This is a genomic window from Halanaerobium saccharolyticum subsp. saccharolyticum DSM 6643 (assembly GCF_000350165.1).
Classification (GTDB): domain Bacteria; phylum Bacillota; class Halanaerobiia; order Halanaerobiales; family Halanaerobiaceae; genus Halanaerobium; species Halanaerobium saccharolyticum.
In genome coordinates, this window is record NZ_CAUI01000019.1 from 173195 (window position 1) to 189319 (window position 16125).

16 protein-coding genes and 1 pseudogene are annotated in these 16125 nt (G+C 33.9%); 13 read left to right on the plus strand and 4 right to left on the minus strand.

The annotated features are described in order from the left end of the window. Positions 1-46 precede the first annotated feature (46 nt). The 5 genes from tkt to HSACCH_RS08365 all read left to right on the plus strand — a co-directional run bounded on the left by tkt (position 47) and on the right by HSACCH_RS08365 (position 5656). Positions 47-2014 carry a transketolase gene (gene tkt, locus HSACCH_RS08345; protein WP_005489152.1) on the plus strand — a complete coding sequence of 656 codons (1968 nt, stop codon included), beginning with the start codon at positions 47-49 and terminating at the stop codon, positions 2012-2014. Between the two features lie 245 nt (positions 2015-2259). Continuing rightward, positions 2260-3330: an alanine/ornithine racemase family PLP-dependent enzyme gene (locus HSACCH_RS08350; RefSeq protein ID WP_005489153.1), complete on the plus strand. Its 1071-nt coding sequence runs from the start codon at positions 2260-2262 to the stop codon at positions 3328-3330. Positions 3331-3346: 16 nt separating this feature from the next. After that, positions 3347-4282: a lysine exporter LysO family protein gene (locus HSACCH_RS13780; protein ID WP_005489154.1), complete on the plus strand. Its 936-nt coding sequence runs from the start codon at positions 3347-3349 to the stop codon at positions 4280-4282. A 107-nt stretch (positions 4283-4389) separates the two neighbouring features. After that, the gene (locus HSACCH_RS08360; RefSeq protein ID WP_005489155.1) at positions 4390-4875 is read left to right on the plus strand and encodes a GAF domain-containing protein; all 486 of its coding nucleotides are present in this window, start codon (positions 4390-4392) and stop codon (positions 4873-4875) included. Positions 4876-4924: 49 nt separating this feature from the next. Next, a complete protein-coding gene (locus HSACCH_RS08365) occupies positions 4925-5656 on the plus strand; it encodes an HAD family hydrolase (protein WP_005489156.1) in 732 nt (243 codons plus the stop codon). Between the two features lie 71 nt (positions 5657-5727). On the opposite strand, the gene HSACCH_RS08370 is transcribed toward HSACCH_RS08365, so the two are convergent. After that, positions 5728-8022 carry a family 65 glycosyl hydrolase domain-containing protein gene (locus HSACCH_RS08370; protein WP_005489157.1) on the minus strand — a complete coding sequence of 765 codons (2295 nt, stop codon included), beginning with the start codon at positions 8020-8022 and terminating at the stop codon, positions 5728-5730. A 166-nt stretch (positions 8023-8188) separates the two neighbouring features. On the opposite strand from HSACCH_RS08370, the gene HSACCH_RS08375 reads away from it, so the two are divergent. Further along, positions 8189-8932 (plus strand): ZIP family metal transporter, encoded by a 744-nt coding sequence (locus HSACCH_RS08375; RefSeq protein WP_005489159.1) that lies wholly within the window; start codon positions 8189-8191, stop codon positions 8930-8932. 73 nt (positions 8933-9005) lie between these two features. Here the strand turns inward: HSACCH_RS08375 and HSACCH_RS08380 are convergent, their stop codons facing one another. From HSACCH_RS08380 to HSACCH_RS08390, 3 genes are read right to left on the minus strand one after another with little or no spacing between them, the layout of a single operon-like run. Then, positions 9006-9275, minus strand: coding sequence for an SHOCT domain-containing protein (locus tag HSACCH_RS08380; protein WP_005489160.1), 270 nt, complete (start codon positions 9273-9275; stop codon positions 9006-9008). 15 nt (positions 9276-9290) lie between these two features. Further along, complete coding sequence (locus HSACCH_RS08385) at positions 9291-9683, minus strand: hypothetical protein (protein ID WP_005489162.1); 393 nt, start codon at positions 9681-9683, stop codon at positions 9291-9293. Positions 9684-9732: 49 nt separating this feature from the next. Then, complete coding sequence (locus HSACCH_RS08390) at positions 9733-10092, minus strand: ArsR/SmtB family transcription factor (RefSeq protein ID WP_005489165.1); 360 nt, start codon at positions 10090-10092, stop codon at positions 9733-9735. 212 nt (positions 10093-10304) lie between these two features. Between HSACCH_RS08390 and zupT the strand changes: the two genes are divergently transcribed. The 7 genes and pseudogenes from zupT to HSACCH_RS14305 form a co-directional block, all read left to right on the plus strand. After that, entirely contained in the window at positions 10305-11114 is an 810-nt protein-coding gene (zupT, locus tag HSACCH_RS08395; RefSeq protein WP_005489166.1) for a zinc transporter ZupT, read from the plus strand. Positions 11115-11193: 79 nt separating this feature from the next. After that, a complete protein-coding gene (locus HSACCH_RS08400) occupies positions 11194-12009 on the plus strand; it encodes a ZIP family metal transporter (protein WP_005489167.1) in 816 nt (271 codons plus the stop codon). Positions 12010-12352: 343 nt separating this feature from the next. Then, positions 12353-13861, plus strand: coding sequence for an anthranilate synthase component I family protein (locus tag HSACCH_RS08405; protein ID WP_005489168.1), 1509 nt, complete (start codon positions 12353-12355; stop codon positions 13859-13861). Continuing rightward, entirely contained in the window at positions 13845-14408 is a 564-nt protein-coding gene (locus tag HSACCH_RS08410; RefSeq protein WP_005489169.1) for an anthranilate synthase component II, read from the plus strand. Before HSACCH_RS08405 ends, HSACCH_RS08410 begins: the two co-directional genes overlap by 17 nt. A 118-nt stretch (positions 14409-14526) precedes the next feature. Beyond that, on the plus strand, positions 14527-15564 hold the full coding sequence (gene trpD / locus HSACCH_RS08415; protein ID WP_005489170.1) for an anthranilate phosphoribosyltransferase: 1038 nt from the start codon (positions 14527-14529) through the stop codon (positions 15562-15564). Beyond that, the gene (locus tag HSACCH_RS08420) at positions 15564-15944 is read left to right on the plus strand and encodes an indole-3-glycerol phosphate synthase TrpC (RefSeq protein ID WP_005489171.1); all 381 of its coding nucleotides are present in this window, start codon (positions 15564-15566) and stop codon (positions 15942-15944) included. Before trpD ends, HSACCH_RS08420 begins: the two co-directional genes overlap by 1 nt. 23 nt (positions 15945-15967) lie before the next feature. Continuing rightward, positions 15968-16125: pseudogene (locus tag HSACCH_RS14305) on the plus strand (indole-3-glycerol phosphate synthase TrpC); the annotation flags it as partial.

Below are 16125 nucleotides of genomic sequence, written 5' to 3' on the forward strand. Positions count from 1 at the left end.
TTAAAAAAATAAAAGTTAATAATAAATTTTTTCAGGAGTGATAGCTTTGTTAAAAGAAGTTGCTAAGATAGTAAGAGGTTTATCTGCAGATATTGTAGAAAAGGCAAATTCAGGACATCCAGGGATGCCGATTGGCTGTGCTGATATTGGTGCATTATTATTTGGAGAGGTAATGAATATTGATGCTTCAAAATCAGACTGGCCTGATAGAGATCGTTTTGTACTCTCAGCCGGACATGGTTCAGCATTTTTATATTCATTTTTGCACCTTAACGGTTATGATGTTTCAATGGATGATTTAAAAGAATTTAGACAGCTTCATTCTAAGACACCAGGCCATCCAGAGTACGCAGAAACTGATGGAGTAGAAACTACAACTGGACCATTAGGTCAGGGTTTTGCAAATGCAGTTGGTATGTCCTTAGCAGAAAAAATGTTAGCTGCTAAATATAATACTGAAAAGCATAATATTGTTGATCATTATACCTATACAATTATGGGTGATGGCTGTATGATGGAGGGTATTACTTCTGAGGCCGCATCACTTGCAGGTCATTTAGGACTAGATAAGTTAATTGCTATTTATGATGATAATGATATTTCAATTGCTGGAAACACAACCTTAGCTTTTACAGAATCTGTAGCTGATCGTTTTAAAGCTTATGGCTGGCAGGTAATAGAAAATATTGATGGTCATGATATTGAACAGCTAAGAGATGCAATTAATCAGGCCAAATCAGATAAAGATAGACCGACAGTAATTATGGCTAAAACCCATATTGCTTTAGGAGCACCTACAAAGCAGGATACAAGCGATGCTCATGGGGCACCATTAGGCGAAGAAGAAATTAAAGGTTTAAAAGAAAAATTTGATTTACCGGTAGATAAGAAATTTTATATTTCAGATGAAGTAAAGGAATTTTTCCGTGCTCATGCTGCAAAGATGCAGGATCAAAGATTGGCCTGGGAAAAAGAATTTGCTGAGTGGGCTAAAGAAAATCCTAAGCTCAAAAAAGAATGGGATCAGGCAATGGAACTTAAACTGCCTGTAGATTTAAAAGAAGAAATAATGGATTTAGAAATAGAGGCTCCAATAGCAACTAGAAAATCAGCAGGAGCAGCTTTATCTAAAGCATTTGAAATTATTCCTTATTTAGTAGGTGGCTCAGCTGATCTGGCACCTTCTACTAAAACTTATAATGCTGAATATGGAGAAGTACAAAAAGGTAGCTACAGCGGCAGAAACTTCCGTTTTGGAGTTAGAGAACATGCAATGGGAGCGATTACCAATGGTTTAGCCTTACATGCTGGTTTGCGTCCGTTTGCAGCGACTTTCCTTGTTTTCTCTGATTATATGAAACCTGCAGTTAGGCTTGCTGCTTTAATGAAACAGCCTGTGATTTATGTCTTTACCCATGATTCTGTTTTTGTTGGAGAAGATGGACCTACTCATCAGCCAATAGAACATGTGGAAGCATTAAGAATTATTCCAGGACTTAAGGTTTTAAGACCAGGAGATGAAGAAGAAGCAAAAGCTGCCTGGGTTGAAGCATTAGAAACAAAAGATCAGCCAACAGCTTTAATTTTAACCAGACAGAATCTAAATCATATTGAAAAATATCAGGGTCTTGATAACTATAATAATGGTGGCTATTTTGTTAGTGACCCTCAAGATGCAGATACAATTATCTTTGCCAGCGGTAGTGAGGTTAACTTAGCTGAAGCAAGTGCTAAACTTTTAGCAGATAAGGGGATCAAAGCAGCTGTTATGTCAGTACCAGAAAGACAAAAATTAGAAAAATATGCTGCCGAACATCCATTACCTGAAGCAAAATTAAAAGTAGCTATCGAAGCCGGAGTAACAGGTGGCTGGTATAAGTTAGTCGGTAGTGATGGTTTAGTAATTGGTCTGGACCGCTTTGGTTTAAGTGGAAAAGGTCAGGAAGTTGGAGAAGAACTAGGCTTTAAAGCTGAAAAAGTAGCTGCAGAGATTGAAAAAGCTTTAAATAACTAAAAAAATTATTAGAAAGAATTTAGTATTTATATGTATTTACAAATAAATATATCTTATAGATTAAGGCTGCCATTAATTTTATTATTGGTAGTCTTTTTATTTTTAGATATATTTTAAGTAAAAAATTTATAATCATTATGTCTTCTAAGTTCTAATAATTGAAGAATCAGCTTTTGTAGAGTATAATGTAATTATAGTTTATAAATATATCATTCAGAAATACTATTTCACAAGGAGGATTTTAATTGAATTATCCACAGCTTGATGTTTATGTAAATAAAATAGAAGAAAATGCAAAAAAATTAAAAAAAGAATTAGATTCAAAGAACATAAAATTAACAGCAGTAGTCAAAGGATTTGCAGGTGATACAAATGTTTTTAGTGCGTATCAGAGAGCAGGTATCAAAAGTATAGCTGATTCCCGTATCGAAAACATTCAAAAATTTAGAAAAAGCGGTTATCAAGGAGAAGCGTTAATGCTTAGAATTCCAATGCCATCTGAAATAGAAGAAATTGTTAATAATGTAGATGTTTCTTTAGTAACTGAATTAAAAACTGCAGCTTTGATTTCTGATAAAGCTGAAGTTTTAAATAAAGAAATTGATTTGATAATTATGGTCGACATTGGTGACAGAAGAGAAGGCGTTTTAGCCGCTGATTTAGAAGATTTGGCTTTGAAAATTGAAGCTATGAATAACGTAACACTTAAAGGCATAGGAACAAACTTGGGCTGTTTTGCAGGAATTATTCCAGATGAAAAAAACACCAATAAATTAATTAAGATAAAAAAAGAGCTAGAAAATAAAATTGGAAGAAAACTGGATATTTTATCTGCTGGCAATACTGCAACTTTAAGGCTGTTAAAAGATCAATATCTAGCCCAAGAAATAACTAATTTAAGAGTAGGAGAAGCAATATTGCTTGGAACAGATATTATAAATGAGAGTTTGCTTGATGGCTTTAATCATTATAATTTTCGTCTACAGGCAGAAATAGTTGAGTTAAAAGAAAAACCTTCAGATCCCGAAGGAGAAATGGCTTTTGGTGGTCAGGGAAGGGGTCAGATAATAGAAGACAAAGGGCTACGCCGGCGTGCTATTTTAGCAGTTGGTAAACAAGATATAGATTATAATGGTCTTTATCCAGGATTAGAAGGAGTTAAAGTCTTAGGCTGTAGTAGTGATCATTTGATTACTGATGTTACAGAAGTAGATCAAAAATTAGAGGTTGGAGATGTTTTGACTTTTAAAATAAACTATAGTGCCATGTTAAGAGCAATGACTTCTCAATATGTCACTAAAAACTATATAGAATAATATTGGAGGGTTAAATTTGGATTTTTATTTAATTATTTTCTTTTTGTTTACCGGAATATTCTTAGGGTTTTTTCTTGATGAAAAAAATTACTTTGTTAAATTTGCAGATTTAATCACTAAAATTGGTCTTGTAGTTTTACTGCTGGCAATGGGAGCAAATTTAGGTAGTAATGAACAGATTTTTAGACAGCTTGGAGAGATTGGTTTTCAAGCTTTTATTTTTGCAGCAGTTAGTATTATCTTTAGTGTTTTAGCAGTAGTTATATTTGTGAAAATTATGGATTTAAATAATCTGCTATTGGGAGCTGACCCAGATACAGAAGCTGAAATTGAAGAGCAAAGTGCTGACAATACAATGACAATTCTTATTTTTTCTTCGGTTGTATTAGGTATTTTAGCAGGATATTTTCTTTTAAATGGTGGAGAAGCTAACTTTTTAGATTCAATAACTAATTATTCTTTAGCAGTACTACTTTTTGGAGTTGGTATTGATATTGGAGCAAGCCGTGAGATTATTGAAGATTTAAGACTTATGGGCTGGAAACTAATTGTGATTCCAATTTTAATAGCTGTTGGATCTATACTGGGAGCAGTTATAATTGGCTTAATATTTAACTTTTCAGCTGGAGAATCAGCGGCAGTTGGTGCTGGTTTTGGTTGGTATAGTTTATCTGGAGTTTTAATTTCTAAATTACATAGTGCAGAATTAGGATCACTGGCATTTTTAACTAATGTTTTTAGAGAGTTGATGACAGTAATGGTACTGCCTGTAGTTGCTAAATATTTTGGAAGTTTAGCAGCAATTGCACCGGGTGGGGCAACAACAATGGATGTAACCCTGCCGCTAGTTAAGGAATCAGGTGGAGAAGCAGTTGTTATTCCAGCGTTCATCAGTGGAGCAGTACTTTCAACACTAGTTCCTATCTTAGTACCATTATTTTTGAATTTCTAAAAAACTATATGTAGTAATAGAGCGAAAGTCTGCCGCAAACCTCGTGGGCTTGCCCCGGGGAGGGGCAAAATAATGTTTCTAAATTTAATTAGAAAGGAATGATTATAATGATTAAAAAAGAAGAAAAACTTCAAAATATGAATCAGGCTTTAAAAGCTTTAATTGAACCTGAAGGGGATTGGCTGGCTAATTTAGCAAATAGTTCTGCTTTGTTGTTTGAGTTTATGAGTGATATAAACTGGGCTGGGTATTATATTTGGAAACAGGATCAACTTGTTTTGGGTCCGTTTCAGGGCAAAACAGCATGTGTCAGAATTGATGAAGACAAAGGTGTCTGTGGCACAGCTTATTCCCAGCGTAAAATAATGTTGGTGGATGATGTGCATGAGTTCCCAGGCCACATTGCCTGTGATCCTAATTCTAAATCAGAAATAGTGCTGCCAATAATAGTCGGGGGAGAAGTAATTGCTGTCTTAGATATTGACAGTCCTAAAAAATCACGTTTTGATGAATTAGATCATGAATATTTAAAAGAATTTGTTGATATTTTAATTGATGAGACAGATTTTTTGCCATTGATGGAAAAATTTTAAATTAATAACTTAAAAATAAATATAAACACAAATTTAGGGAGGCCAAATTTTGTTTAAAAATAAAGAAGCTTTTCTTTTTGATTTAGATGGTACATTATTAACAATAGAGACAGATCAATTTTTAAAATATTATTTTGGAGCTCTATCGTCCAAATTTGAAGATTTATGTAAAAAGCAGGATGATTTTATTAAACTTTTAATGGACTCAACTGAGAAAATGATAAAGAATGACGGCAGCCGCAGTAATCAGCAGGCTTTTATGGAAGCTTTTATGGAGAAAATAGAAGTTAAAAGTAAAGAAGAAGCTGCAAAAATAAAAGAAAGATTTGATCAATTTTATCAAAATGAGTTTGTAGCTTTAGAAAAACATTTTGAAATTGATAGAGAGAATCCTTTGGAAATCATTGAGTATTTGAAAAATAAAGATAAAAAACTTGTTTTAGCAACCAACCCGCTTTTTCCTAAAGAAGCAGTTGAAAAAAGATTAAGTTGGACAGGTATTAATCCAGCTGATTTTGAACTTTTAACTCATTATGAAAATATGAGCTATGCTAAACCTAATCCAAATTATTATAAAGAAATTTTAGGAAAGATCAATGTAAATCCGGAAAATTGCCTGATGATTGGCAATGATTTAAAAGAAGATGCGGTTGCTGCTGATTTAGGAATAGCAACTCTAATTATTGAAGATAAATTAATTGAAAGAGGCGCTTGCGATTATCCTATAGAGTGGCGGGGAAGTTTAAGAGAATTTAAAGAGCTGCTTAAAAAAGAAATATAAAAAAAGCTCCAGCGTAATTTATTAAATTCTGCTGGAGCTTTCGTTTGTTTAATTATATTTATTTAATATAATTATTTTTCAACTGTAATTTTTTCTTTTTTAGTTAATTCATATTCTTTTTCATAAACCTTGACCTTTAGGTTTTTTCCTGTTTCTAAAGAAAAAGTGCTGTTTTCTTGATTAACATTTACTTTAATTCTGCGGCCTCTGAACTTAATCATGAAGTTAAATCCATTCCAGGCTTTAGGTAAAAATGGTCTAAATTCTACCTGGTCATTTTTAACTTCAAAACCTGCAAAACCTTTTACAATTGACATCCAGGTTCCAGCCATACTTGTAATATGCAGGCCATCATCAGTGTCAGTATTATAATTGTCCAGATCTAAGCGGGCTGTTCTTAAATATAACTGATATGCTTTTTCCTCACGCTTTAAATCAGCAGCTAAGATTGAATAAATACATGGTGAAAGAGATGACTCATGGACTGTTCTTGGTTCATAAAAATCATAATGGCGAGCAATACTTTCCTGGTCAAAATCTTCTTTAAAATAATAGATTCCCTGCAGCACATCAGCCTGTTTAATAAACGTAGATCGTAAAATTCTGTCCCAGGACCAATTTTTGTGCAGTGGAATGTCTTTTTCATCTAAATCTGAAACCAGTTTTTGTTCTTTATCTAAATAGCCATCCTGTTGAGCAAAAATATCATATTCTTCAAGATACGGATAGTACATTTTTTCTGTCATATCCTGCCATAATTCGAGTTCTGATTCTTTAATTTCAAGTTCAGCAATCCATTCCTCGTATCTCCCAGGATCATTTTGCTTAAGTTTATTTAAATTCTCAAGAGTATAATTTAGAGTCCAAACTGCAAGCCGGTTGGTATACCAATTATTATTTACATTGTTTTCATATTCATTAGGGCCAGTTACGCCCAGAATCATATACTTATTTTTGCGAGGATTAAAGTGAGCTCTATCTGCCCAAAAACGAGAAATTTCAGCTAAAACTGGGATTCCGTATTCTTTTATATATGAATCATCTCCAGTATAATCAACATAATCTTTAATTGCATGAGCAATGGCCCCATTGCGATGGATTTCTTCAAAAGTGATTTCCCATTCATTATGGCATTCCTCACCATTAATAGTCACCATTGGATAAAGGGCACCATCTAAATCTAATTTATCTGCATTTTCTACAGCTTTTTGTAAGTGTCTATATCTGTATAGTAATAAATTGCGCCCAACATCTTCACTGTGGGTAGAAAGATAGAAAGGTAGACAGTAAGCTTCGGTATCCCAGTAAGTTAAACCACCATATTTTTCTCCAGTAAAACCTTTAGGCCCAATATTTAAACGAGGATCATGGCCGGTATAAGTCTGATTTAAGTGGAAAATATTAAAGCGAATTCCCTGCTGCGCTTCTGGATCTCCTTCTATTTTGATATCACTATCCTGCCAGATTTTATTCCAGGCTTTTTTATGTTCAGTAAATAATTCAGCATAACCGCGAAATGATGCTTCAGAAACCTTAGTTTCTGCTTTTTTACTTACCTGGTCATCTTTATAATCACGGCTGGTGCAGACTGCAATATATTTATTTAACTCAACATCTTCTCCAACTTCAGCTTCAAAAGTAATTCTATTACCAACGTAATTTTCTGCTCCTGGTCCAGTTAATAGTTCAACTTTGCGGTCGTTTTTGTTCAATTCCCAAGTCATTGCTGAAGCAACAACAAAATCTGATTTTTTAGTTTTCATTGAAAGCATAGCTTTACCCTTATTATTTTTCTTTTCTAGACCTTTCCAGAAAAAATCATCATAATTAGCATCTTCATTTTTAACATCACCATTAAGATAAGGTGTTAATACTATTTCAGTATCTTTATCAAGTGGGCGCAGTTTGTACTTTAAGGCAGCCAATTCTTTATTTTTTTGATTTAAAAAACGAGTTTCTACAACCTCGACTCTATTATCTTCCAACTGAACTGTAAAAGATCTTTCTAAATATGCTTCTTTCATATTCAATACTCTTTTAAAATTAGTGAAATCAACTTTATTTAAATCAATTTCCTGACCATCTATTTTTAAATTAACACCAATGAAATTAGCTGCGTTGGCAATTTTAGCAAAATACTCTGGATAACCATTTTTCCACCAACCAACTATTGTCTTATCTGGATAGTAAACTCCTGCAATATATGTTCCCTGAAGGCTGTCTCCACTGTAGTTCTCGGCAAAATTACCACGTAGACCCATATGACCGTTACCAAGACTCATTACACTTTCAGTAACTCTGTTATAATTTTGATCAAAACCATTTTCAATGATTTTCCATTCATCAACTTCAAAATATTTTTTCAAAATTAACACCTGCCTTTCAGCTAAATTATATCAGAAAAATTTAATTAGTGAAAGTGCTTCCAGTTTATAATTGTGAATTTTACTTTTAATTTTTTTCGATCTATTGTATGATATATATAATAATTAATAATAATTACTGAATACAGAAAATTGGGGGTTTAAATTTATGGAAACTCTTTTATATAGTTTTTTTGCAGGGACATCAACAATAATTGGCGTTTTTGTTTTAATGGTTTTTGGAGAACCTGGCAATAAAACGCTTGCTTCACTGCTGGGTTTTGCAGCTGGAATTATGCTTGCTATTTCTGTTTTTGAGTTGATGCCAGAGGCTTTAATTTTAGGTTCAATGACTATTACAATAATTGGATTTTTACTTGGTGCTTTAATGATGTGGAGTTTAGATAAGGTGGTACCACATTCACATTTATCATCTGCTGATCATTTGGATGTTGAAAATCCAGAAAAAATTCATGTTGACAATCCAATTTTAAGGACTGGTTATTTAATTTTATTTGGGATTGCGCTGCATAATTTACCAGAAGGACTGGCAATTGGCGCTGGTTTTGAGTCAAGCCCAGAAGTAGGGGTTTTGATTGCAGTTGCAATCGCATTTCATAATATACCGGAGGGCCTTGCTATTGCTGGACCGCTTAAGGCTGGAGGAATTGATAATTTGAGACTGCTGATATTCACTTTAATTGCAGGATTGATGACTCCACTTGGTACTTTAATTGGACTAGCAATCTTTAATATTTCTGCAAGTTTAGTTGGAGGGTCACTTGCTTTTGCAGCCGGTGCAATGGTTTACATTGTTAATGATGAATTAGTTCCTCAGTCCAATAATATGCACAGTCACTTTGCTAATGCTGGTATAATGGCCGGTCTATTAATTGGTTTTGGAATATTATAGAGAAAATATTTTTGTTATTTAAACTTAAGAAATTTTAAAAAAGCCCAACTTTAAAGTTGGGCTTTAATTAAATTCAATTACTTAATTCGTTTTTTAATTCTTGATATTCTTCTTTTGATATTTCACCTTTTGCATATCTTAAATTAATAATTTCAAAAACATCTTTATTCTTATTTTCTAATAAATCATTTTGGTTGAAATTAGAATTCGCTTTTTGCTCATTAAATGTATTAATAATAGTATCGAAAAATCCTTTTTTATAAAGAAAAGTGATCATCAAAAAGGCCATTATCGGCATAATAAACATTGGCAGCATCCAGATTCCACTATAGAAAAATGGCATAATCAAATCCCTCCTTTACTTTAATTTTAAAGATGTTACTTCAATTTTTTTATTTTTAATTAATCTGCTCAAGAAAAAGAGCACAGTATCTTCGCTAACCTTTAAAGATTCAGCAGCTTCTCCTGCATCAAAATCATTTTTATCTTCTTGGATATTCTTTAATAAATCGAGTAATTCTTTTTCAACCTGCTCAGCCCATTCTTCAAAAAGCATCTGTACCTCATCGTTTGCCTGCCCAGCTAATTTTGCTGTTTTTTCAACTGAAGCAGTCATTTTTTCACACATTTCCTGTGGACTAAAACCTTTATTCTGCATATTAGACATCATTTTTTTTGCCATATCAGGCATCATATTATTACCCCCATTATTTTCTTTGTTTTCATTACCGCCACAACAACCTGCTGTCATAAATTTTACCTCCATTTTGATATAATTTAATTAATTCACTAAAAAAATACTATTTCCAGGGTGGACAAAATGGTGGAAAAGGAAAAGTAGAATCACTTTTATTTTCTTTCTTTTCAAATTCTCCGTCACTAAAATTAATAAAACTTTTAATTAAAAACAATAAATTTTTATCTGACAGTTTATTAAAAACAAAAGATGATTTTCTGAATTTTTCTATCAAGCCGGCCTCGTTTAAGGCCTTTAAATGAAAAGAAACTAATGGCTGTGATAATTCAGTCACTTTGGTTATTTCTGTAACCGAAAGTGGTTCAGCTTCTAAAGCAAAAAGTATTTTTAATCTATTTTTTTCCGCTAATAATTGGAACAGCTCAGATAATTTATTTATATCCTTATTATTAATTATGATCACCTCAATATAAATTATCGTTTATATAAACTATGATTTATATTATACTTGATAAAATTTGTGATGTCAATAGTCTATATTTAGAATATGATGATTTTTCTTTTAATTATCTTTTATCTATTGTATGATTATAATTAATAACTACTTAAAATAAAAAACGGGAAGATTATATAATTTCGGATAAATAAAAGATTTATATAGAAGGGAGAGATTTGATGGATCCGGTAGTCTTTGCATTTTTGTTGACTCTTTTTGCAGGTTTAGCAACAGGTATTGGTAGTATTTTAGCTTTTTTTAGTAAAACAAGAAACTCTTCTTTTTTATCTATTTCTCTAGGCTTTTCTGCAGGTGTTATGATCTATGTTTCATTTGTAGAAATATTTTTTAAAGCTGAAGAAGCTTTAATTTCATATTATGGTCAGGGAAAAGGCCAGTGGATAACAGTACTTTCGTTTTTTGTAGGAATTTTAATTATTGCTCTAATTGATAGATTAGTACCTGAATATGAAAATCCACATGAACCTCGTTCTGACCGAGATTTGTCTCATTTAAAAGCTGATGATTTTGAAGATAATGAGGAGTTGGAAAGAATGGGAGTTTTTTCAGCTTTGGCAATTGCTATTCATAATTTTCCTGAAGGACTGGCTACTTTTGCAGCAGCTTTAAGTGATCCAGCTTTAGGAATTTCTATTGCAATTGCGATTGCTCTTCATAATATTCCGGAAGGTATTTCTGTATCTGTTCCTATTTATTATTCTACAGGGAGTAAAAAGAAAGCCTTATTTTATTCATTTATTTCTGGTTTAGCAGAGCCTTTTGGTGCTTTGATAGGTTATTTTGTTCTGCGATCACTCTTTAATGATATGGTTTTTGGATTTTTATTTGGTACAGTAGCAGGGATTATGGTTTACATTTCTATTGACGAATTATTACCGACATCGAGAAAATATGGTAAAGAACATCAGGAAATCTATGGTTTTATAGCTGGAATGGGAGTAATGGCAGTTAGTTTGCTTTTATTCTAGAACTTTTGCATTTTAATTGCACAAAATGATTAAGATATAATAATTTATTAAAGATAAATAAAAAATGGAGATGTTAATAATGGTTATTGATTTTTTAAGTAATTTATCACCTATTATGCAGGCACTGCTGGCTACATTATTCACCTGGCTTGTAACTGCTCTGGGAGCTGGAATTGTTTTCTTTTTTAATGATGTTGATCGAAGACTTCTTGATAGTATGCTTGGCTTTGCTGCTGGAGTAATGATAGCAGCCAGTTTTTGGTCTTTGCTGGCCCCGGCAATAGAAATTTCCGAAAACCTGGGAGTACCAGGCTGGATTCCAGCTGTAATTGGATTTTTAATGGGGGGTATATTTTTACGGTTTGTTGATATGGTTTTGCCGCACTTACACCCTGCTTTAGCCAATAGTGAACCTGAAGGGATTAAAACTAAATGGCAGCGGAGTGTTCTACTGGTATTAGCAGTTACTCTGCATAATTTTCCAGAAGGTTTAGCAGTTGGAGTGGCTTTTGGTGCAGCAGCAGTTAATATTTCTTCTGCTTCTATTGCTGGAGCTGTCGCCCTGGCATTAGGTATTGGATTACAGAACTTTCCTGAAGGTGCAGCAGTTTCTATTCCGCTAAAAAGAGAAGGTCTCTCTTCCAGGAAGAGTTTTGCTTATGGACAAATGTCAGGTGTCGTTGAACCAATTGCTGGAGTTATGGGAGCTGCAGGAGTTTATTATATGAGACCAATTTTACCATATGCTTTGGCTTTTGCTGCAGGTGCAATGATTTTTGTTGTGGGAGAAGAGTTAATCCCCGAAGCCAACTCAGAAGGGAACAGTCATCTTGCTACAACAGGCTTGATGCTCGGGTTTGCAGTGATGATGTTTTTAGATGTTTCTTTAGGTTGATTGAAAATTAATTTCTTGACTTATTGAAATGATTAAGTTATAATTAAAAAAATTAGAAACAAGAAGAGCCTAGATTAGTAGAGCAGAGTTAGAGATGAGATTAGCAGAGCCAATATTGTAACTAATGGGCCAGGTTTATATCTATTTATATATAAATGTGGCTTTTTTGTTTTAGCAAAACAGTGATTGTATTGATTTTTTCAATTCACGACTAAAACAGAATTTTGGTATTTAAAATTATATTTTAAAATCTCTAATAACAACGGTCAGGCTTTTAACCAAGCCCTGGCCGTTTTTTGATTTCAGAGTAGAAATAATATTATATTTTACGAGGAGGAGAGAGATGCAAAATAAAGCTAAATTTTTAGAATTAACAGCAGAATACAATCTGATTCCAATTTATGATGAATTTATTGCAGACATTGAGACACCAATTTCCTTATATAAAAAACTAGCTTTAACTAAAGATTATACTTATCTTTTAGAGAGCTCGGAAAATGACCGCTATTCTTTTATCGGCCTTGAACCGGCAGCAGTTCTTAAAAATCATGATGATCATCTAGAAGTAATTAGAGATGGAAAAACCGAGAAACTGCTTGGACAGGAGATAGCAGAGTATCTTCAGCAGCAGTTGGCTGAACTTAAAGTTTATGAAAATGAAAAACTGCCTCCATTTTCAGGCGGTTTTGTTGGTTATTTTAATTATGAGATGATTGAAAAATGGGAAGATATTTATCACCTTGAAGTTGGAAAGGGGTTAAAGAAAGATAATACTCCTTTAAGTTTGCTGGTAATGAGTAAGGTTATTATTGCTTATGATCATCTTCATAATACTGTTAAAATCATCAATAATATTGAAATAGATGAAAACTTAAGACCTGAGGAAAAAGCAGAAATGTATCTTGATGCTAAAGCTGAAATTGCTAAAATTAAAGCTGAGATTGAAAACAATAATTCAAAATTAAGGCCAGAAAAAGTTAAGTCGGATACAAAAGCGAATAGAAAATTGAAGTCCAATACTACAAAAAGAGAATATAAAAAGATGGTGGAAAAGGCTAAAAATCATATTAAAGCAGGAGATATTTTTCAGATTGTATTATCCCAAAAATTTTCAATAGAAAATGATCTGCCACCTTTTAAAATTTATCGGGCTTTAAGATCAGTAAATCCTTCACCCTATTCTTTTTATCTTAATTTTCCTGAGATTAAAATCATTGGCTCTTCACCGGAGGTATTGGTTAGAGTTAGAGATCAGAGAGTAATGACTCGACCGCTGGCAGGGACCAGACCCAGAGGCAAAGACATTAAAGAGGATCAAAAATTAAAAAAAGATCTTTTAAATGATGAAAAAGAAAAGGCAGAACATACAATGCTTTTAGATTTAGGCCGTAATGATTTAAGTCGAATTGCAGCTCCTGGAAGTGTTGAAGTAACAGAGTTAATGGAAGTTGAATTTTATTCAAAGGTAATGCATATTGTTTCTCAGGTGGAAGCTGATCTTAAGCAAGGTTTGGACAGTCTTGATGTTTTAAAGGCAGTTTTTCCAGCCGGCACGGTTTCTGGTGCTCCAAAAATTAAGGCAATTGAGCTGATTGATGGATTTGAAAAAGAAGCGCGGGGTGTTTATGCAGGAACGGTAGCCTATTTAAGCTTCAATGGTAATTTAGACAGCTGTATTACAATTAGAACATTTTCTTTAGTTGAAGGGAGGCTTAACCTGCAGGTTGGTGCTGGAATTGTTGCTGATTCTGATCCAGTCAAAGAATATGAGGAGACACTTAATAAAGGGCAGGCTTTGTTTGATGCTCTAGAAGTGGTTAGAAAGGATGGTATTCGTGATTTTAGTAATTGATAATTATGATTCTTTTACCTACAACTTAGTCCATCTGCTGGAGGAATTTGATCAAGTTAAGGTTATGCGTAATGATAAGTTGAGTCTTGGAGATGCTGCAATTATGGCTCCGGATAAAATTATTATTTCGCCTGGACCTGGTCGGCCCGATGATGCAGGAATTTCTAAAGGGCTAATTAGGTATTTTAAGGGTGAAATTGATATTTTAGGCGTTTGTCTCGGCCATCAGTGTATTGGAGAAGTTTTTAGTTCAGAGGTGATTGAGGCAGATAGAATTATACATGGCAAGACTTCAGCTATTAAAAAAACTAAAGCTGACAAACTATTTGCAGGGATTAAAGATGGTTTTCGGGCAACCCGCTATCATTCATTGATAGTTGATCGCGAGAGCTTGAGTGATGAACTTGAGGTGCTGGCAGAAAGTGACCAAGGTGAAATCATGGCTTTAAAACACAAGGAATATCCCGTTTATGGAGTTCAATTTCATCCGGAATCAATACTGACTGAAGCAGGAAGAAAACTGATTAAGAATTTTTTAGAACTTTAATTTAGAGAATAAAATTTTGAACTGTAATTTTAAGAGAATTTTAAAGATTTAATTCAAAACTTTTAAAATATAAAAAAGATTAGCTAAGATGAGTAGCAGCAATAGAGGAGGAGAGAATATGTTTAACAAACATTTAGATAAAGTAGTGAGTAGAGAGGATTTAACTTTAGCAGAGATGGAAGAAGCAATGTCAATGGTGATGGAAGGTAAAACAACAGATAGTCAGCTGGCAGCATTTCTGGTTGGGCTAAGAATGAAGGGAGAAACAATAGATGAGATAACCGGAGCGGCCAGTGTGATGAGGAATAAGGCGGCAAGAGTCAAAACTAACGCTAAAGATTTAATCGACAGTTGTGGAACTGGTGGAGATGAGAAGGGTACTTTTAATATTTCTACAACTACAGCTCTGGTGATGGCAGCAGGTGGTCTAAATGTTGCCAAACACGGCAACCGTTCCGTTTCTTCAAAAAGCGGTAGTGCTGATCTGCTGGAGGCGCTGGGAGTAAAAATTGATTTAAGTCCGGAGGCAGCAGGTAAATGTCTGGATCAGATTGGAATTTCCTTTCTTTTTGCGCCTCATTTTCATCAGGCAATGAAATATGCAATTGGCCCCCGCAAGGAGCTTGGCTTAAGAACGATTTTTAATATCTTAGGACCTCTGACCAATCCAGCAAAGGCTGATTATCAGGTGCTTGGAGTTTACAAAGAAGAACTGGTAATGCCGCTGGCTCATGTGCTTAAAAACTTAGGTTTGAAGTCAGCAATGGTGGTCCATGGAGCTGGAGGGATTGATGAGCTATCACTGGCTGGAGAAAATAAAACAGCTTACTTAAAGGACGGAGAAGTTAAAGAATATAACTTTAGCGCCGAAGCTGTAGGGCTTGAAACTGCAGCCCTGGAGTCGATTCTGGGTGGAGAGCCGGAAGCAAATAAAGAAATAACCTTAGATATTTTAAAAGGTAAAAAAGGACCAAAAAGAGATGTGATTTTGCTTAATACGGCAGCCGCTTTTTTAGTAGAGGGTAAGGTGAAAAGCCTTAAGGAAGGCGTTAAACTAGCCGCTGAACTAATTGACAGTGGTAGAGCAATGAAGAAATTAGAAGAACTGATTCAGTGCAGCAATTCATTTGATAGTAGTTCCAGGGCGGTGTCTTAATGATTTTAGATAAAATTGTAGAACATAAAAAAAAGGAAGTTAAAGAACTGAAACAAAAGCGAAGGTCTTTAAAAGAAAAGTTGGCTGCAGATCAGATTTCACTGCTGGCAGAAATAAAAAAAGCTTCACCCAGCAAGGGCTTAATTCAGCCAAATTTTAATCCAGCTGCTCAGCTAAAAGCCTATGAGCAGGCGGGAGCAGCAGGAATTTCTGTTTTAACAGATCAGAAATTTTTTCAGGGAAGTAATCAGATTCTACAGCAGATGAGAGAGCTGACTGAACTGCCAATTTTACGCAAAGAATTTATTATTGATCCATTACAGATTTATGAAAGCTTTTTTATCGGAGCTGATTTGGTGCTAAAATTGCAGCTATTTTAGATAATGAGCAGTTGGAGAGCTTTTTGACTCTCTGCCGAGAACTTAAGCTGGAAGTGATCGTTGAGGTTCATAATCTGGATGAGTTGGAACGGGTCCTTAAAACAGAGGCCGAAATTATCGGAATTAACAATCGTGATTTGAATGATTTCAGTGTTGATCTAAAAACTACAACAGAGCTGAC